The sequence below is a fragment of the Paraburkholderia sp. RL17-337-BIB-A genome (assembly GCF_046025895.1).
GTDB lineage: Bacteria > Pseudomonadota > Gammaproteobacteria > Burkholderiales > Burkholderiaceae > Paraburkholderia > Paraburkholderia fungorum_C.
Genome location: NZ_JARESY010000001.1, coordinates 3444989 through 3463351 on the forward strand (window position 1 = coordinate 3444989; position 18363 = coordinate 3463351).

At 61.9% G+C, this 18363-nt stretch carries 14 protein-coding genes and 1 tRNA gene; 7 read left to right on the plus strand and 8 right to left on the minus strand.

What is annotated here, in order from left to right:
• Window positions 1–40 precede the first annotated feature (40 nt).
• The 4 genes from P0D84_RS15445 to P0D84_RS15460 form a co-directional block, all read right to left on the minus strand.
• A complete protein-coding gene (locus P0D84_RS15445; RefSeq protein ID WP_408337719.1) occupies window positions 41–1318 on the minus strand; it encodes an MFS transporter in 1278 nt (425 codons plus the stop codon).
• 530 nt (window positions 1319–1848) lie between these two features.
• Window positions 1849–1938 (minus strand) — tRNA-Ser (locus tag P0D84_RS15450).
• A gap of 171 nt (window positions 1939–2109) precedes the next feature.
• Window positions 2110–3405: a serine--tRNA ligase gene (gene serS / locus P0D84_RS15455; RefSeq protein ID WP_408337722.1), complete on the minus strand. Its 1296-nt coding sequence runs from the start codon at window positions 3403–3405 to the stop codon at window positions 2110–2112.
• 136 nt (window positions 3406–3541) lie between these two features.
• Entirely contained in the window at window positions 3542–4855 is a 1314-nt protein-coding gene (locus tag P0D84_RS15460; protein WP_408337724.1) for a replication-associated recombination protein A, read from the minus strand.
• A gap of 377 nt (window positions 4856–5232) precedes the next feature.
• Here P0D84_RS15460 and cytX point away from each other — a divergent pair, with 377 nt between their 5' ends.
• Window positions 5233–6549, plus strand: coding sequence for a putative hydroxymethylpyrimidine transporter CytX (gene cytX, locus P0D84_RS15465; RefSeq protein WP_408337726.1), 1317 nt, complete (start codon window positions 5233–5235; stop codon window positions 6547–6549).
• Between the two features lie 116 nt (window positions 6550–6665).
• On the opposite strand, the gene speB is transcribed toward cytX, so the two are convergent.
• Window positions 6666–7655 carry an agmatinase gene (speB, locus tag P0D84_RS15470; RefSeq protein WP_028196760.1) on the minus strand — a complete coding sequence of 330 codons (990 nt, stop codon included), beginning with the start codon at window positions 7653–7655 and terminating at the stop codon, window positions 6666–6668.
• 171 nt (window positions 7656–7826) lie between these two features.
• On the opposite strand from speB, the gene P0D84_RS15475 reads away from it, so the two are divergent.
• Window positions 7827–8747, plus strand: a complete 921-nt coding sequence (locus P0D84_RS15475) for a LysR family transcriptional regulator (protein ID WP_408337729.1) — start codon at window positions 7827–7829, stop codon at window positions 8745–8747.
• Between the two features lie 173 nt (window positions 8748–8920).
• On the opposite strand, the gene lolA is transcribed toward P0D84_RS15475, so the two are convergent.
• Together lolA and P0D84_RS15485 are read right to left on the minus strand one after the other, a co-directional pair.
• A complete protein-coding gene (gene lolA / locus P0D84_RS15480; protein ID WP_408337731.1) occupies window positions 8921–9658 on the minus strand; it encodes an outer membrane lipoprotein chaperone LolA in 738 nt (245 codons plus the stop codon).
• A gap of 231 nt (window positions 9659–9889) precedes the next feature.
• On the minus strand, window positions 9890–12205 hold the full coding sequence (locus tag P0D84_RS15485) for a DNA translocase FtsK (protein ID WP_408337733.1): 2316 nt from the start codon (window positions 12203–12205) through the stop codon (window positions 9890–9892).
• A 336-nt stretch (window positions 12206–12541) separates the two neighbouring features.
• Here P0D84_RS15485 and trxB point away from each other — a divergent pair, with 336 nt between their 5' ends.
• The 3 genes from trxB to P0D84_RS15500 all read left to right on the plus strand — a co-directional run bounded on the left by trxB (window position 12542) and on the right by P0D84_RS15500 (window position 15262).
• Window positions 12542–13540: a thioredoxin-disulfide reductase gene (trxB, locus tag P0D84_RS15490; protein ID WP_408337735.1), complete on the plus strand. Its 999-nt coding sequence runs from the start codon at window positions 12542–12544 to the stop codon at window positions 13538–13540.
• A 328-nt stretch (window positions 13541–13868) separates the two neighbouring features.
• Window positions 13869–14642 carry a Smr/MutS family protein gene (locus tag P0D84_RS15495; RefSeq protein ID WP_408337737.1) on the plus strand — a complete coding sequence of 258 codons (774 nt, stop codon included), beginning with the start codon at window positions 13869–13871 and terminating at the stop codon, window positions 14640–14642.
• Window positions 14642–15262 carry a trimeric intracellular cation channel family protein gene (locus tag P0D84_RS15500; protein ID WP_408339844.1) on the plus strand — a complete coding sequence of 207 codons (621 nt, stop codon included), beginning with the start codon at window positions 14642–14644 and terminating at the stop codon, window positions 15260–15262. Before P0D84_RS15495 ends, P0D84_RS15500 begins: the two co-directional genes overlap by 1 nt.
• On the opposite strand, the gene P0D84_RS15505 is transcribed toward P0D84_RS15500, so the two are convergent.
• Window positions 15256–15855: a hypothetical protein gene (locus tag P0D84_RS15505; RefSeq protein WP_408337739.1), complete on the minus strand. Its 600-nt coding sequence runs from the start codon at window positions 15853–15855 to the stop codon at window positions 15256–15258. The two genes, P0D84_RS15500 and P0D84_RS15505, sit on opposite strands and share 7 nt — an antisense overlap.
• Before the next feature lie 193 nt (window positions 15856–16048).
• On the opposite strand from P0D84_RS15505, the gene P0D84_RS15510 reads away from it, so the two are divergent.
• Together P0D84_RS15510 and P0D84_RS15515 are read left to right on the plus strand one after the other, a co-directional pair.
• The gene (locus P0D84_RS15510) at window positions 16049–17149 is read left to right on the plus strand and encodes an IS5 family transposase (RefSeq protein ID WP_408339776.1); all 1101 of its coding nucleotides are present in this window, start codon (window positions 16049–16051) and stop codon (window positions 17147–17149) included.
• A gap of 193 nt (window positions 17150–17342) precedes the next feature.
• Entirely contained in the window at window positions 17343–18155 is an 813-nt protein-coding gene (locus P0D84_RS15515; protein WP_083084461.1) for an IS5 family transposase, read from the plus strand.
• The last annotated feature ends 208 nt before the right edge of the window (window positions 18156–18363 follow it).

Here is an 18363-nt window from a genome sequence, read left to right on the forward strand (position 1 = left end):
CCCTGCCCCGCGCGTGTCGAGTACCTGTGCTCGCCGCTACCTAGACGGGCGCCCGACGCAGACGTTCAACGTTCTCTTCGCGCACTGAAAACCAGAGTGCCAACATGCCGGCTGCCGCCAATGCGCTCGCGAGCACAAACGCCGAGGAATAGCCGGCGCCGTACTGGATCATGAAACCGGTGATGCTCGGTGCCAGAATCCCCGCAAGATTGGCGAGCAGATGGACAAAGCCGCCGGTCGCACCGATCCTTCCGCGCGGCACGATGTCCTGCAGCAAAGACCAGCACGCCTGAGGCGTCATGAAGGCAAACAGGCTCGCAACCGCGATAAGCGACACGGCGGCTGCGAGCGATGTCGCGCGAGATACCAGCAGCACGCAAACGGCCGCCATACCCAGGCCCATGATGATCACCGTCTTTCGCGCGAACAGGACATTTCCGGTGCGCCTGTAAAGTCCGTCGGAGATCAGGCCGCCAAGCACGAATCCGAGCGTCGCGCCGAGCCAGGGCAGGATGCCGACGATGCTCATATGTTTGATGTCGAGATGCTGATAGTCGGTGAAATAGCTAGGCAGCCAGGACAGGAAAAAATACAGCACGTAATTGAAGGCGAAGAATGCCATCGCGACGCCGAGCACCGGCATCGACAACAGGTAACGCATGACGCCGTCGTCTGCCGAAGTGTCAGAGGCGTTCACGACCTGACGATCCGAGGCAATGAGTTGGGCTTCTTCTTGCGAGACCGCCGGGTGATCGGTCGGCTGATCGCGAAAACAACGCCACCAGAACGCCATCCAGACGAAACCGAGCAGTGCGATCACGACGAACGAGACGCGCCAGCCGAACTGCAAGGCAACGAGTCCGACGATCGGCGCGGCGATGGCCGCGCCGAGCGGCTGGCCCGCGTTCGTGATGCCAACCGCGCGACCCGCCTCGCGGCGCGGAAACCAGTTCGAAATCGACTTGTTGGTGGTCGTTCCCATCGGGCCTTCGGCGACACCGAACGCGACGCGCGCGACCATCAACGTCGCATAGTTTCCCGCGAATGCCGTGGCACCGCAGAACACGGACCAGAAACCTGCGGCCAGCATGAACACCTTGCGAGGACCGTAGCGGTCGGCGGCCCATCCGCCGATGAGGCAGAACAGGCAATAGCCGATGAAAAAGCTGCTGAAGAGAATGCCCATCTGCGCGTCGTCGATATGCAGATCGCGTTTGATGATGGGTGCCACGACCGACAACGCGGCGCGATCCAGATAGTTCAACATGCCCGCAAAGAACAGCAGGGCCGCGACCGTCCAGCGGTAGTGGGATTTCATGTCTCCTCCGGTGATACAGAACGTTGATGCCCCGCCGGCAAGGAAGACTCCCTCACGTTCGTGTCAGCTATTGAAAGTGGCGTTGCTGGCGGCTAGGGCGGTGCTCAACTCGTCGCACCGCTGTAATTCATACGTCATCCTACAACGCAGGGACGCCATCTACCGGCAGTGATTGCCCTAGTAGCTCAGTTACGATGAAAACGTTATACGATAACTTATGAAGAACCGTTTGCACTTGTGGTCGAACGGCGACGTGCAGCTTCCGGTTGAAGCATTACCACGGAGCGGCACTGCAACGCCTTGAAAGGCTTTGTCGTAAGCGTAGGAAGGTGCCGGAGCCACTTCTGGTCTCGCTCGACTTCGGCGAGCTAAGGCTCATCTAAGGGGCCGCCGTGACTCCATCCACGACTTGAACGAGTGACGCGTGATCTCGGACAACACGATTTAAACGCCCCTGAAGTTCCAAAGCCCTCGATGCCCGAAAAGCAAAAACCCCCGCAGAGCTTTCGCTTTGCGGGGGTTTTAAAATTTGGCGGAAAGGGTGAGATTCGAACTCACGGTACCCCTAAAGGTACACTGGATTTCGAGTCCAGCGCATTCGACCACTCTGCCACCTTTCCGTGTCTTCCAACTCACAGCAACGTAACTGTTTCGTCAGATCCAAGCGGGTCGTTGCTTGGGAGAGAAAGATTATAGAACAGCTGAATCCGAATTCCAAGCCCCTTGCCAGAATTTTTTAAAGCGACCTGGCAAGCGGTAACAACATCAGCCGCGCATCAACCCGGCATCAATCAAGCCGCCGGCACTTCCAGCCGTTCCACACCACCGAGGTAAGGACGCAGCGCCGCCGGCACCGTCACCGATCCGTCCGCGTTCTGGAAATTCTCCAGCACGGCCACGAGCGTGCGGCCAACCGCCAGACCCGATCCGTTCAGCGTATGCACCAGCTCCGGCTTGCCTTGCGCATTACGGAAACGTGCCTGCATGCGGCGAGCCTGGAACGACTCCGTGTTCGAGCAGCTCGAAATCTCGCGATACGTATTCTGCGCGGGCACCCACACTTCCAGGTCATACGTCTTGGCAGCCGAAAAGCCCATGTCGCCCGTGCACAGCGTGATCACGCGGTACGGCAGTTCAAGCTTCTGCAGGATCGTCTCAGCGTGGCCGACCATCTGTTCCAGCGCGTCATACGATGCTTCCGGCGCGACGATCTGCACCATTTCGACCTTGTCGAACTGATGCTGGCGAATCAGGCCGCGCGTATCGCGGCCATATGAGCCCGCTTCCGAGCGGAAGCACGGCGAATGCGCGGTCAGCTTGATAGGCAGCGTGTCCGCTTCGACGATGCTGTCGCGCACCGTGTTCGTCAGCGAAATCTCCGACGTCGAAATCAGATATTGCGTGACGGTATTCTCGTCACCGCCCTTCTCGACGCGGAACATGTCGTCGGCGAATTTCGGCAGTTGGCCGGTGCCGTACAGAATCTCCGGATTCACGATGTACGGCGTGTACACCTCGGTATAGCCGTGCTGCAGCGTGTGCGTGTCGATCATGAACTGCGCCAGCGCTCGATGCAGCCGCGCAATCTGTCCGCGCAGCAACGTGAAACGCGCGCCCGACAGTTTCGCGCCGGTCTCGAAATCGAGGCCGAGCGGCGTGCCAACGTCGACGTGATCCTTCACCTCGAAATCGAACTGGCGCGGCGTGCCCCAGCGGCGCACTTCGACGTTCCCGGTTTCGTCCTGGCCCTCCGGCACGCTTGCGTGCGGCAGGTTGGGCACGCCAAGCAGCAGGTCGGACAGACGCTTCTGGATATCGTCCAGCCTTGCCGCCGACGCTTTCATCTCGTCGCCGATACCGCCCACTTCGGCCATCAGCGCCGACGTATCCTCGCCCCGCCCCTTCATCCCGCCGATCTGCTTCGACAAAGTATTGCGGCGCGCCTGCATCTCTTCGGTACGGGTCTGGGTGTCGCGGCGTTCCGCTTCGAGCGCGGTAAAGGCCGCGACGTCGAGGGTGTAGCCGCGGTCGGCGAGGCGCTTGGCGACGCCGTCGAGGTCTTTGCGCAGCAGCTGAATGTCGAGCATGGGATGGGGCAGGTATTCGTTGTATGAAGCAGGGATTTTAGCGCACCGGCACGGGCGGCCGGTGCGTTAGATCGTTAAGGGCCGCGCAATGGCGATACAGCATCCGAAACGGCCGCGGCAGCACAAGCGCAGACACTCAGCCCTTTTTAGGCTTGTTCTCGCCGCGCCACTGCGCGTCAAGCTCGGCCAGACGCGCCATCTTGTCGCCAATCTTGCCTTCGAGACCGCGCGGCGTCGGCTCGTACCAATGTGGATCACGCATGTTGTCCGGCAGGTAGGTTTCGCCGGCCGCGTAGGCATCGGGCTCGTCGTGCGCGTAGCGGTATTCATGCCCGTAGCCGAGTTCTTTCATCAGCCTGGTCGGCGCGTTACGCAGATGCACCGGCACGCCGCGCGACTGGTCTTTGCTGACGAAACGGCGTGCCTCGTTGTACGCGTTGTAACCCGCGTTCGACTTCGGCGCGACCGCGAGATAGATGATCGCCTGCGCCAGCGCCAGTTCGCCCTCGGGCGTGCCGAGACGCTCGTAGGTTTCGGCGGCGTCAAGCGCGATGCGGGCCGCGCGCGGGTCGGCGAGGCCGATGTCTTCCCACGCCATCCGCACGATGCGCCGCGCGAGATAACGCGGGTCCGCGCCGCCGTCGAGCATGCGGCAGAACCAGTACAGCGCGCCGTCCGGACTGCTGCCGCGCACCGATTTATGCAACGCGCTGATCTGGTCGTAGAATGCGTCGCCGCCTTTGTCGAAGCGGCGCAGATTTTCCGCCAGAGCGCTACCGAGCAACGCGCCATCGATCTCGGTGGTTTTCTGCTGCGAAGCCGCGCGGGCGACGATTTCGAGGTTGTTCAGCAGCTTGCGGCCGTCGCCGTCGGCGGAGCCGATCAGGGCGTCGCGTGCTTCGTCGGTGAACGTGAGGCCGCCGAGTTCTTTCTGGGCGCGCTCGAGCAGTTCGCGCTGTTCTTCGTCGGTAAGGCTTTTCAGCACGTAGACGGCGGCTCGCGAGAGCAACGCGCTATTCACCTCGAACGATGGATTCTCGGTCGTCGCGCCAACGAACACGAACAGCCCCGACTCGACGTGCGGCAAGAACGCGTCCTGCTGACTCTTGTTGAAGCGATGCACTTCGTCGACGAACACCAGCGTCTGGTGCCCGTTGGCACGATGAATCTGCGCCGTCTCAACCGCTTCGCGGATATCCTTCACGCCAGAAAGCACGGCGGACAACGCGATGAACTCGGCGTGAAACGCGTCGGCCATGAGCCGCGCGAGCGTGGTTTTGCCGACGCCCGGCGGGCCCCAGAGGATCATCGAATGCGCTTCGCCGGATTCGAAGGCGACCCGCAACGGCTTGTTCGGGCCGAGCAGGTGCTTCTGACCGATTACTTCGTCGATATTGCGGGGCCGCAGGCGTTCGGCGAGCGGAACATTGGCACGGGGTTCTTCAAACATGACGTTTTTTGGGGATAATCTCGGCTTTTCCGGACGCGGTCCGTGTGAAGGCGGCGTGCTGCCGGACGGCAAAGCCGGCGCACGGCGGCGCGGGCAACGTGCTGCATTATGACAGTGACGGCGCCTGAGCGACGGCCGCGCCGCGGCTCGACGGTCGCGCGCGGATTGGCCGGCAACGCCGGCGTCGCACGCGGATCTGCAAGCAATATCAACCGCAACTATGTTGTATTGGGCTGGAGTAAGCGCTATGGGACCAGAGTAGCGTGCTATGGGGCCCTAGTAAGCGCTAAAGCGCCAACTCCAGCCGACACGCCAGCTCGAACCGACACGCCAACTCCAGCCAACACGCTAACTCGGATCAACAGGGACACGATTAAATGGCACAAGATCCACTCGCCGGCGATGCCGGCTCCACCTACGCACCGCTCACGCCGGTGCCCGACGCGCGCCGCGCGTTTCGCACCGGCGACGCTTTCGCGCTCTGGTTCTCGCTCGGCATCGGACTGCTGGTCGCGCAGGCGGGCGCGCTGCTAGTGCCGGGGCTGTCGCTGCCGCATGCCTTGCTGGCGATCGTGATCGGCAGCGTGATCGGCGTGGTATTGCTGGCGCTGGCCGGCGTAATCGGCACGGATACGGGGCTCGCGGCAATGTCGTCGCTGCGCCCGACCCTCGGTGTGCGTGGCGCCTCGGTGCCGGCGGTGCTGAACGCGGTGCAACTGGTCGGCTGGGGCTCGTTCGAGGTGATCGTGATGCGCGATTCCGCCGATGCGCTCGCCAAACAGGCCTTCGGTTTCTCGATGCCGCTGATCTGGACGATCGTCTTCGGCCTGCTCGCGACGCTGCTGGCAATCAGCGGCCCGCTGTCGTTCGTGCGCCGGTTTTTGCGCACGTGGGGCATCTGGCTGCTGCTGGCCGGCGCCGCGTGGCTCTCGTGGAATCTGCTGGCGAGACACGATCTGAGCGCGCTGATGCGCCGTCCGGGAACCGGCGAAATGTCGTTCGGCGGCGCTATCGATCTGGTGGTCGCGATGCCGCTCTCATGGCTGCCGCTGATCGCCGACTACACGCGTTTCGGCCGACGCCCAGGCGAAACGTTCCGCGGCACGCTGCTGGGCTATGGCATTGCGAACATCTGGTTTTACGCGCTCGGCGCGATCTACGGTCTCGCGGCGGGCGGTGGCGATGCGCTCCTGACCGGCGCGCTGGCTCAAGCGGGCGGCGGCCTCGCCCTGCTGCTGATCCTGATCGACGAAGTCGACAACGCGTTCGCCGATATCCACTCGGCAGCGGTTTCGACCGGCACGTTCTGGACGCGCAGCAGTGTACCGTTGTTGTCGGCGGCATTCGGCGCGCTGTGCACGGCGATCGCCCTGCTCGTGCCGATGGCGAAGTATCAGAACTTCCTGCTGCTGATCGGCTCGGTGTTCGCGCCGCTGTTCGGCGTGGTGCTGGTGGATCACTTCATCGTGCGCAAGCGTCGCATTGAAGCCGCCGTGCTCGCCGACGTTCGCGGCCGTTATGGCTTCTCGGGCGGCTGGCATCTCAGCGCGTTTATCGCGTGGGCAATCGGGATCGTGTCGTATCAGGCGATCAATCAATGGCTGCCGAATCTGGGCGCTACGTTGCCCGCGTTGGCGATCGGCGCGGTGTGTTATCTGGCGCTGGTGTCGACTCGGAAGACTGCGTACGCGTAAGCGGAGCAAGCATCACCGCAATACAGAAAAGGCCTGCAAATGCAGGCCTTTTCTCTTCATGCGTCATCAACCTTGGTCAGTTCAACCCGCAGTCAACCCGTAGTTCAACCCGCAGTTCAACGCTTCGATGCCCGATACTCGACACCCGGCAACACACACAGCAATTCGAACGCGAGATTCGCGCCGAGCAGCGCGGTCGTGCCGAACGGATCGTACGGCGGCGCCACCTCAACCAGATCGCAGCCGACGATGTTCAGCCCATGCGAGCCGCGAATGATTTCGAGCGCCTGCGGCACCGTCAACCCCGCGATTTCCGGCGTGCCCGTACCCGGCGCGAAGGCCGGATCAATCCCGTCGATGTCGAACGTGATGTACACCGGACCATCGCCCATGCGTTCCCGCACGCGCGCCATCAGCGGCACGAGCGACTGGTTCCAGCACGCCTCGGCCTGCACGACCTCGAAACCCTGATCACGGCACCAGTCGAAATCTTCGGCCGCGTAGCCCGTGCCACGCAGGCCGATCTGCACGACACGGTCGCAATCGAGCAAGCCCTCTTCTACCGCGCGGCGGAACGGCGTGCCGTGCGCGATCTTCTCGCCCATCATCGTGTCGTTGACATCGGCGTGCGCATCCACGTGAATCAGACCGACCTTGCCGTGCTTGCGATGGATCGCGCGCAGGATCGGCAGCGCGATCGTGTGGTCGCCGCCAAGCGTGATCGGCTTGCAGTTGTGCTGGAGGATTTCGTCGTAGGCGGTTTCGATGCGCTTGATCGAATCGTGCAGGTTGTACGGATTGATCGCGACGTCGCCGAGATCGGCCACGCGCAGCGAATCGAACGGCGCGGCGCGCGTTGCCATGTTGTACGGGCGCAGCAGCACCGATTCGCTGCGGATCTGGCGCGGCCCAAAGCGCGCGCCGGTGCGGTTCGACGTGCCGAGATCGAACGGTACCCCGACGAAGCACGCGTCGAACCCTTCGGCCGAGCCGACGTTCGGCAGCCGCATCATGGTCGCGATGCCGCCACAACGGGGCATGGCATTGCCGGACAACGGCTGCGGCCGTTCGCCGGCCTCGGGGGAAATGAAGGAGGAAGTATTCATCGTGTCTCGGCAATGAAAAAGGGGCGCTAGCCCAATGGAGTGCAACCGGCTGAGAGGTCTAATGAAAAAGCGCACCTTGCCGGGGGAATCTCAATTCTTGAGCAGTTTTCCGCAAGTTAAAATACGAACAGAATAAACTTCACATCGATTTGCAGCGATGTATCCTGCCGTATGTTCTCCCAACTTACCGATCTCGACCTGCGGCTGATCCGCGTCTTCCTCGCTATCGTCGACGCCGGCGGCGTCTCGCCGGCCCAAGCCACCCTCAATGTCGGCCAGTCGACCATCAGCACGCAACTCGCCACGCTGGAAACGCGCCTCGGTTACCGGCTGTGCGAACGCGGCCGCGGCGGCTTCAGCCTGACCGCGCGCGGCGAACAATTCATCGACGCGGCTCGCGCCCTGCTCTCCGCGGTCGACACCTTCGGCATGCAGGCGCGCAATGTCGGCCGCAAGCTGGTCGGCACGCTCGATATCGGCATGATCGGCCACACGCCGGTGTCGGCGAGCGCGCGCATCAGCGACGCGATCGGCCGGTTTCGGGCGCGCGATCAGTCGGTGCGGTTTTCGATTCTGGTGCGCTCGCCAGGCGAGCTGGAAGAACTGTTGCTGAACGGGCGGATTCAGATCGGCATCGGCTACTTCTGGCATCGCGTGCCGTCGCTCGAATACACCGAGGTGTTCGCCGAAGATCAGTTCGCGTATTGCGCGAAGGGGCATCCGCTGTTCGCTTCAGCCGGAGACGTGTCACCTGCTGAAGCTGCCGTTCATGAGTGGGCGTGGCGCAGCTATCCGTTGCCCGAAGCCGAAAGTTCGACTACGCCGCAGAACGTCACCGCCGTCGCGGACAACATGGAAGCGGTCGCGATGCTGGTGCTGTCGGGGCATCATCTCGGCTATTTACCCGGGCATTTTGCTGCGCCGTTCGTCAAGCAGGGCTTGTTGGCCGCGTTGAATCCCGCACAGATGCGGTATCGCGTGGCGTTTCATATGGTCACGCGGGCGCGGCAGCATCGGACGGATATCGTTGAAGCATTTATCGACGATATGAAAGCCGCACATCCGGTGCAGATTCTGGAGGTCGATGAGTAGCGGTTCGGCCTGGTCGCCTACGTTCTGAAAACAGACGAGGCAGCAGGTCTGCACAGCGGGTTCAGGTCCCGAAAAGAACGAACGATGCGTCGGGTGTGCAGCGCGATCGGCATGAAAAAAGGCCGCGCTGGATGCGCAGCCTTTCTGCAAATCAACCTACTGCAACAACCCGCTCACCCGTTGATCACATCCGCGCCCTTGGGCACCGTGAACTTGAACGCATCGGCCGGCAGCGGCGGGTTCTTTTGAATGTTCGAGAACGTCAACAACGTTACGTTGCCGAATACGTCATGCAGTTCCATCGCTTCAAGATTGCCATCCTTGAAGCCGATGCCGACGCGCTGAAACTGCGTGTCCTTCGCCTTGGGCGTCAGTTCGAGCCAGTCGATGCCGGCCTTCACGCCCGCATCGTGCAGGGTGAAGTTCTTGTCCAGATCGTTGCTGCCGAACAGGATCGCCGCCGGGCTCGCACCCAGCGCGCCGCCGAGGCTGCGCACCGTCACCTGGTTCAGATCCTTGTCATACACGTAGAGCTTGTCGCCGTCGGCTTGCAGCAGTTGTGCATAGGGCTTCTCGTATTGCCAGATGAACTTGCCGGGACGGGCGAACGTGAACGTCCCGCTCGACGTGCCGGTCTTGCCTGCTGTGGACAACACGCCGCTCGCGCCGCTTGCGCCCTGCGCCTTGCTCGGCGCACGCACTTCCTGCTGCACAAAGGTACCGCGCGCGGAATGCACTTGCGCGACGAATGCCTTCAATTGCTCGGTGCCGCTCGCGAATGCCTGCGACGCGACGAGCATCGACGCACCGATCACCACACTGCCGACGCCACGTACGATCGTGCGCGCGAGTTGGTCGAAACGGCTGGGTTGAGCACTCTGTCGAGCGTGCTGCTGCGCGAAAAGCTGCATGGTGTTTTCTCCCTTGATTGATTGTGTTGAGCGGTCGCGGCGGCCGGCGAATGGCACAGCGGCTGCGAGGGCCGCGGCGCCCAGTTGAACCGCGTGGCGGACGGGCGCGACCGCGGCCTTCATGAGCAGCTTAAGCGCCGAGCCTTAAACGGGCCTTAGATGCTGCGTTTCGCGGCGCCGCTCGTAGCAACAAGCACGTTCCGCGCCGCGGTATTAGCGCCGCGTGGCGCCCTATTCCGCTTCCCGCGCCGGCGCAAGAATCTCGCGATTGCCGTTCGACGACATCGCCGACACCACCCCTGAGTTTTCCATCTGCTCGAGCAAACGCGCCGCGCGGTTATAGCCGATGCGCAAATGCCGCTGCACCAGCGAGATCGACGCACGGCGGTTCTTCAGCACCACGTCGACCGCCTGGTCGTATAACGGGTCCGCCTCGCCGTCGCCCGAGCCGGTTCCCCCGGCTCCCGCGGAGCCTTCGTCGCCCTCGCCCGTCACGCCGCCTTCGAGAATGCCCTCGATATAGTTCGGCTCGCCCTGCTCCTTGAGCTTGTCGACGACGCGGTGCACTTCTTCATCCGACACGAACGCGCCGTGCACCCGCACCGGCAAGCCGCTGCCCGGCGGCAGGTACAGCATGTCGCCCATGCCGAGCAGCGATTCCGCGCCCTGCTGGTCGAGAATCGTGCGCGAGTCGATCTTCGACGACACCTGGAACGCCATCCGCGTCGGCACGTTGGCCTTGATCAGGCCAGTGATCACGTCGACCGACGGACGTTGCGTCGCCAGAATCAGATGGATGCCAGCCGCGCGCGCTTTCTGCGCGATCCGCGCGATCAGCTCTTCGACCTTCTTGCCGACCACCATCATCAGATCGGCGAGTTCGTCGATCACGACGACGATGTTCGGCAGACGCGCCAGCGGTTCCGGATCGTCCGGCGTCAGGCTGAACGGATTCGGCAGTTTCTCTTCGCGCTTCGCGGCTTCGTCGATCTTGTTGTTGTAGCCGGCGAGGTTGCGCACGCCGAGTTTGCTCATCAGCTTGTAGCGGCGCTCCATTTCGGCGACCGCCCAGTTGAGCGCATGCCCCGCCTGGCGCATGTCCGTGACGACCGGACACAGCAAATGCGGAATGCCCTCGTAGACGCTCATTTCGAGCATCTTCGGATCGATCAGGATCATACGGACCTGGTCGGCGCTCGCCTTGTAGAGCAGCGACAGGATCATCGCATTGATACCCACCGACTTGCCCGAACCGGTCGTACCGGCCACCAGCAAGTGCGGCATTTTCGCGAGATCAGCGCACACCGGCTTGCCGCCGATGTCCTTGCCGAGGCCCATGGTCAGCGGCGAAGCCGCGTCCGCATACACCGCCGAGCCGAGAATCTCCGAGAGACTCACGGTCTGACGGCGCTGGTTCGGCAACTCCAGTGCCATGAAATTCTTGCCCGGAATCGTTTCGACCACGCGAATCGACACCAGCGACAGCGAACGCGCCAGGTCCTTCGCCAAACCGACGATCTGACTGCCCTTCACGCCGGTGGCCGGTTCGATTTCGTAACGCGTGACGACCGGGCCCGGATAGGCCGCGACCACGCTCACTTCGACGCCGAAGTCCTTGAGCTTCTTCTCGATCAGACGCGAGGTGAATTCGAGCGTATCGGCGGAAATGGTTTCCTGCGCGGCGGGCGCCGCGTCGAGCAGCGAGATTGGCGGCAAGGTGGAGTCGCCCGGCAGGTCCGTGAACAACGGCACTTGCCGTTCTTTCTCGACGCGCTCCGATTTGGCGGGCGTGACGACCGGCGGCACGATCATGACCGGCTCGTGTTCCTCGATCCGCACGCGGCCCTTTTCGACCTTGCCTTCGCGCTTCACGGCGGCGGCTTCGCCCAATTTACGGTCGCGGCCGGCCTCGCGGCGCAGTTTGGCCAAGGTCACGGCCGAAATGATCGATTCACCGACCCTTTCCGATACCGACAGCCACGAAAAGCGGAAATACAGGGACAAACCGATGCCGAGCACGATCAGCAGCGCCAACGTGCCGCCCGTGAAACCCAGCGCATGCGACACCCCACGCGCGACCGCTTCGCCGATCACACCGCCCGGCGCGCGCGGCAGTTGCACTTTGAGCGACCACATGCGCAGCGCCTCGATACCGTCGCAGGCAAGCAACACCAGCATGAACGCGAACGCGTCCGCGAGCCAGCTGATATCGCGCGGCGCGTCTTCCTGCAGTTCCTCGTGACGGGTGATACGGCGGTAATTGGCGGAGATATGACGGCCGAGCAGCACGATCCACCAGTAGGCGGACAAACCGAACAGCAGCAGCAGGATGTCAGACGTCCACGCGCCAACACGGCCCGCCCAGTTGGCGATGTGGTCGACCTGCGCGGCGTGCGTCCAGCTCGGATCGTGCCGGCTGTAGCTGACGAGCGCCATGAGCAGGAACACGCCGAGCGCGACCTGCAGGATCCAGCGGATTTCGGTGAAAAGGCGCGACATGCGGTGCGGCAATGCCTGCGCGCTCGCGGAATAGGGAGCTTTTGCCATTGATCCTGTTGCTTGTGTGGCCGATTCGCTGCCAGAGTCGCGGCCCGACGCCGCGCCTAGGGCGGCTCCAGACCCGGCCCCGGCTGCCGGGTCCATCGATGCGGCCTATTGTAAACGCAGTGTCGAACGCGAGGCTGTAAATGACGGTAACTTAGCCGATTGGCCTCGTGAAACGCTCCCGCGCCCCACGGCGGTGCTATCGCCACGATCAGAAAGCTTCATGGAGCAGGCCGGCGTGCCGCCCTTTATAATGCCGCTCTGATACCCATCTATAGTTTCAGCTCAAGTCGCGCGGCCTCGCATGGGCGAGCCGGGCGCCGTAAAAGGATTTCGATCATGCCCGCAACTTCCACGAAACACGCCAAGGTTCTGATTCTCGGCTCCGGTCCCGCCGGCTACACGGCAGCGGTCTACGCGGCACGCGCCAACCTGCAGCCGGTGCTCATCACGGGTCTCGCCCAGGGCGGCCAGCTGACGACCACCACCGACGTCGAAAACTGGCCTGCAGACGCGAACGGCGTGCAAGGTCCGGAACTGATGCAGCGCTTCCTGGAGCACGCGGAGCGCTTCAACACGGAAATCATTTTCGACCACATCCACACAGCCAAGCTGGATGAGAAGCCGATCCGCCTGATCGGCGACTCGGGCGAATACACCTGCGACTCGCTGATCATCGCGACCGGCGCGTCGGCGCAGTATCTCAACCTGGATTCCGAAAAAGAATTCATGGGCAAGGGGGTGTCGGCTTGCGCTACCTGCGACGGCTTCTTCTACAAGCAACAACATGTGGCCGTGATTGGCGGTGGCAATACCGCAGTCGAGGAAGCCCTCTATCTTTCCGGCATCGCCAAAAAAGTGACGGTGATCCATCGCCGCGACAAGTTCCGCGCCGAGCCGATCCTGATCGATCGTCTGCTGGCGAAGGAAAAGGAAGGTGTGGTCGAGATCAAGTGGAACAGCACGCTCGACGAAGTCACCGGCGATCAATCCGGCGTGACCGGCATGCGTATCAAGAACACGCAAACCGGCGCAACCACGGACATCGCGCTGCAAGGCATCTTCGTCGCGATCGGCCATCTTCCGAACACGGAGATTTTTGCAGGCCAACTGGAGATGAAGAACGGCTACATCATCACCAAGGGCGGCCTGAACGGTTTCGCCACGGCAACCAACGTGCCGGGCGTGTTCGCCGCGGGCGACGTGCAAGACCACATCTATCGTCAGGCGATCACCAGCGCGGGCACAGGCTGTATGGCCGCGCTCGACGCGCAACGTTATCTGGAAACCCTCGACGAGATTGGCGAGCACGTGATGAGCGCCGAAGCCGACCGCTAAGCCGCAACGGTAAAATGGCGGCTGGGCATGGCCCGGCCGCTTGCTTGATAGAAGGCCGCGGCTGAGAAGCCGACGGCTTTTTTGCTTATTGAAGCGCCGTTTTGCGTTGCGTCTTTGGCACTGCGTCTTTGGCACTGCGTCTTTGGCACTGCGTCTTTGGCGTTACGTCTTTGGCGCGGCGTCTTTGGCCTGCGTCTTCGACGCCGCATTTGCGCCTGCTTGCAGCTTCCCGCCTTCTAGCCGGCGCTTCGTGGCGACGCTCCGCGGCATGTGCCGATGCCCCAAAAGCGTCACGCGATCGATCTACTTTTCTGCGTGTATTAGCGATATGCCGAAGAATCAGCCCCACCCTAACGAACCGAAGCGCGCCCGTGCCGTTGCCAGACCCGCGCCCGAGGCGGCCGCTCCCGTCATCAAACCGAAGATCGAGCCCGCTGCCGGTCTGGCCGGCCTCGGCGCGCTGCGCGACGCGTTAAAGGGCGACGCGCAACGGCGCGAGCGCGAACGTGCGGCGGCAGCGGCCGCGCAGCGCGAAGCGTCGGCGGACGCCAATCTGTTTCGCAGCGAGATCGGCGCCGTTGCGCCGCTGGCAGTCCCGCCGCGCGCGACCTTGCCGCGCAATCCGCCGGCGCCGCTCCCGGTGCAGACCAAACTCGACGAAGAAGCCGTGTTGCACGAAGCGATCTCCGACGAGTTCGATCCCGAGATCCTGCTCGAAACCGACGAAACGCTCTCCTATTGCCGCCCCGGCGTGAGTCGGGAGGTCGTGCGAAAACTGCGCCGTGGCGATTGGATCGTGCAGGCGCAAATCGATCTGCACGGCATGCGTCGCGAGGAAGCACGCGAGGCGCTGGCCGAGTTCATTCGTGAATCGGTGAAGCGCGGCCTGCGGTGTTTGCGCGTGATTCACGGCAAAGGCTTGGGGTCGATCGGCAAAGAGCCCGTTCTGAAGGGAAAAGTACGCGCATGGCTCGTGCAGAAGTCCGAGGTGATCGCCTTCTGTCAGGCGCGTCCGCATGACGGCGGCGCGGGTGCGGTGGTTGTGCTGTTACAGCCGGGCGCCTTGCCGGCTCACGCCAGGCCCCTGACGGAGCCGCGGTGATCCATCCGAGGCTGACACTGGCGCTGGCCATCATGGAGGCGCTGGCTATTTTCGCATACGCGATTTCCGGCTTTATCGAAGCGAAGACCCGGCGGCTCGACGCCGTGGGCACCTTCCTCGTGGCGATCGCGACGGCCTTCGGCGGCGGTACGTTGCGCGACGTGCTGCTCGAGCGGCGGCCCTTCTACTGGGTCGAACATCAGGCTTATCTGATCGCGATCTTCGTGATGTCGTTGTTCGCGCCGACGCTGCTAAAGATGACTTCCCGCCTGCTCTCCGAGCGCGTCTTGCTGGTGGCCGACGCGATCGGGCTGGGCCTGTTCAGCATCTCAGGCACATCGATCGCGCACGACGCACAGATGCCGTGGTTTACATCGGTGATGATGGGAGTGTTGACGGGCGTATTCGGCGGCGTGATTCGCGACGTGTTGTGCAACGAGGTGCCGCTGATTTTGCGCGATTCGCGGCCCTACGCGACGTGTGCTTTTGTAGGGTGTTGGCTGTACGTGCTGCTGGACTACATGAACGTCGATACGGTTTATAGCGTATTGATCGCCACCGCTTTCATCCTGCTCGCGAGGCTGGCGACGTTCAGGTTCGACGTGAGGCTGCCTCACTGAGCCCGGTTCAATGAGTCCGGCGGCGCAACCCCCGGCACCGCCATCTGCTCAAACTGAGCGCTAGCGTCTCGCACTTCCTGATCCGCCTGCGCCCTATGTTTGACGAACTGATAAAACTTCGCCGCACCGATCACATAAATCGCGACGCCAATCAGGACGCAGTGCAAGTTAACGAAACCGCCAAGTGCAACAACGCTGCCCCAAACAGCATACGGCCACAGTTTCGGCTTTCGGGGAATCGACGCCTTGGCGCGCCCGATCCGGGCAACGGCTATTCCCAGCCCTTGCACATCGCCTCGTTGCTCGGCCAGGCGCGCTTCGATCCTATAAATCGCACGCATGGTTTTCTCCTTGTCTGGAAGTGACAGAAAGCCAATGTCTTCCAGCAAGTTGATTGATTCCATCAGCCGTGCAAACTCGGGCTCCAATGCCGAAAAAACATGCGCGTGCTCGGGCAACCTCGTTGCCGTTCTTAGATCCGAACGACCGACGCAGACACCGTGCGAAAAGAAGTACGTCAAAATCGCCGACGACGTTCTGCCCTGGATATTTTCGAGGAATGCCTGGTTTATCTGCTCCCGTTCACCGCCCATTCTGATCTCGCTTTCGTGCTCTTTTGTGCTTCATCAAGACTATTACTTTGCTTGCCTAATCTATACACAGAAGAAGGGGTCCGTCCTTTACGAACAACCCCTAGCAGGCCGGTGAAATACCTCATGTAGCGGTCATCCGGGACGCAGGCGTAAACGTTGAACTGATGTCATCAATGAGAGCGAGATGGAACGGATGCGTGGGCCAGATGGTTTTACCGAGTCAATGTTCACGGTGTTGAAGCTGGACGATTTTGTACCGAAGGACCATCCGTTGCGTCCGATTCGCACCTGGCTCAATGACGCGCTTAAACGCATGGACGATGTGTTCGCGCGGATGTACGAGGCTGATGCGAAAGGAGGTCGGCCGAGCATCGCGCCGGAGAAGCTGGTGCGAGCTCTTTTGCTGCAGGTGCTGTATTCGATTCGTAGCGAGCGCATGCTGGTGGAACAGATTTCCTACAACATGTTGTTCCGCTGGTTCGTCGGCCTGCCGATGGACGGGACCGTGTGGGACCACTCGACGTTCAGCAAGAACCGCGACCGGTTGCTCGAACACGATGTGCTGGTGTTGCTCTTCAACGAGACAGTCGAGACCGCGCGCGAGCGCGGATATCTTTCCGGGGAGCACTTTAGCGTCGACGGTACGTTGATTCAGGCATGGGCCGGGCACAAGAGCTTTGTGCCCAAGGCAAGTCCGGACAAAGACGACACGCCTCCTGACGAACCGCCCGCGCCGAATGACAACTGGCACGGACAGAAGCGCAGTAACGAGACGCACCAATCCACGACGGACGAGCAGGCGCGCCTGTTTCGCAAGAGCAAAGGAACCGGAGCGATGCTCTGTTATATGGGCCACGTGCTGACCGACAACCGGCATGGCCTGGTGGTCAACGCACAGGTGACGCTGGCGACGGGCACCGCCGAGCGCGACGCGGCCGAGCTGATGCTTGCCGATGCCGCAAGTGTTGCGCCGCACGGCATCACGGTCGGCGCGGACAAGAACTACGACACCGCCGGTTTCGTGGCCAGTTGTCGAGCGAACCGTGTGACGCCGCATGTGGCGCAAAACGATGGGCGTCCAGGAGGTTCAGCAATTGACGAGCGAACTACGCGCTGGCCGGGTTACGCGGTCAGCCAGCAAAAACGTAAACGCATTGAGCAGGTGTTCGGATGGGGCAAGACAGTCGGACGAATTCGACAAGCGATGTATCGGGGACTCGAACGCGTAGACCAGCTCTTCGTGCTGACGCAGGTCGGCTACAACCTGACGCGTATGCGCACACTTGCCGGTTGAGGGGCAGGAAGCGATGGATAACACCGATATGGTGAACCCGCGAGTAACGCCGAATGCCCGCAAACGTGTTCCGCGTTTCAAAAGTGCAAACCCAGCATCCGTCGTAATGCATCTGAGCGCATCAACGACGGATATTTCAACGGCCTGCTAGAGCGTGTTAGGCACTTTGTGTGAGACCTGGTATCCTGGCGGGATGAAAAGAGCAGACCGCAAAGGGTATCCGACCGATGTGTCCGACGAAGAATGGAGCTTCGCGGCACCCTATCTGACGCTGATGGACGTTACTGCGCCGCAGCGCAGATACGAGCTGCGCGACATGTTTGATGCGTTGCGCTGGATGGCTCGTGCCGGCGCGCCCTGGAGGATGCTGCCCAATGATTTCCCACCTTGGGAACTGGTGTATCAGCAAACCCAACGCTGGTTACAGGCAGGCTGTTTTGAGCACATGGTCAGCGATCTGCGCTCGGTAATACGCGTGGCACAGGGACGGCAAGGACAGCCCAGCGCCGTTATTCTGGATGGCCGCACGATACAGTCGACCTGCGAGAGCGGCCCGCGTGCGGGCTATGACGGTTATAAACGCAAGCGCGGTAGCAAGGTCCACATTGCAGTGGACACCCTGGGACAGTTGCTGGCGGTACATGTGACACCGGCCAATGAACAGGAGCGCGCGCAGGTAGCAGAGCTTGCGCGTCAGGTCCAGCAGGTAACGGGACACACGGTCAAGGTGGCATTTGCCGATCAGGGATACACGGGCAAAGAGCCTGCGCAGGCCGCACTCGATGAAGGCATTGAACTGCAGGTGATCAAACTGGAGGAAGCGAAAAAGGGCTTTGTACTGCTGCCACGACGGTGGGTGGTCGAGCGCAGCTTTGGCTGGCTCAACCGTTTCCGCCGTCTCGCACGTGATTATGAACGGTTACCCGAAACCCTTGCCGGGCTTCATTTCGTGGTCTTCGCAATGCTCATGCTCGTTCACGCAGTGCCAGTACTTCAAAGTTCCTAACACGCTCTAGCATGACCGGGAGATACTACATTCGCTCGCGTAGCGAATGAACGGTCAATCACGCAATAAAGATTTGACACTTTTCAGGGTATTCGCGCGTGACAAACAACCACAGTCCCATCCGTTTGACGACAGGTCTTCTGGCACTGACGCACTAGCTGCGCCGCGGGTTATCCTGATATTTGATTTACGTACCGACAGAAAAGGG

Coding starts and splice junctions, on each gene's coding strand:
- P0D84_RS15445 (WP_408337719.1), bottom strand. CDS start 1,318: ATGAAATCCCACTACCGCTGGACGGTCGCGGCCCTGCTGTTCTTTGCG.
- serS (WP_408337722.1), bottom strand. CDS start 3,405: ATGCTCGACATTCAGCTGCTGCGCAAAGACCTCGACGGCGTCGCCAAG.
- P0D84_RS15460 (WP_408337724.1), bottom strand. CDS start 4,855: ATGTTTGAAGAACCCCGTGCCAATGTTCCGCTCGCCGAACGCCTGCGG.
- cytX (WP_408337726.1), top strand. CDS start 5,233: ATGGCACAAGATCCACTCGCCGGCGATGCCGGCTCCACCTACGCACCG.
- speB (WP_028196760.1), bottom strand. CDS start 7,655: ATGAATACTTCCTCCTTCATTTCCCCCGAGGCCGGCGAACGGCCGCAG.
- P0D84_RS15475 (WP_408337729.1), top strand. CDS start 7,827: ATGTTCTCCCAACTTACCGATCTCGACCTGCGGCTGATCCGCGTCTTC.
- lolA (WP_408337731.1), bottom strand. CDS start 9,658: ATGCAGCTTTTCGCGCAGCAGCACGCTCGACAGAGTGCTCAACCCAGC.
- P0D84_RS15485 (WP_408337733.1), bottom strand. CDS start 12,205: ATGGCAAAAGCTCCCTATTCCGCGAGCGCGCAGGCATTGCCGCACCGC.
- trxB (WP_408337735.1), top strand. CDS start 12,542: ATGCCCGCAACTTCCACGAAACACGCCAAGGTTCTGATTCTCGGCTCC.
- P0D84_RS15495 (WP_408337737.1), top strand. CDS start 13,869: ATGCCGAAGAATCAGCCCCACCCTAACGAACCGAAGCGCGCCCGTGCC.
- P0D84_RS15505 (WP_408337739.1), bottom strand. CDS start 15,855: ATGGGCGGTGAACGGGAGCAGATAAACCAGGCATTCCTCGAAAATATC.
- P0D84_RS15510 (WP_408339776.1), top strand. CDS start 16,049: ATGCGTGGGCCAGATGGTTTTACCGAGTCAATGTTCACGGTGTTGAAG.
- P0D84_RS15515 (WP_083084461.1), top strand. CDS start 17,343: ATGAAAAGAGCAGACCGCAAAGGGTATCCGACCGATGTGTCCGACGAA.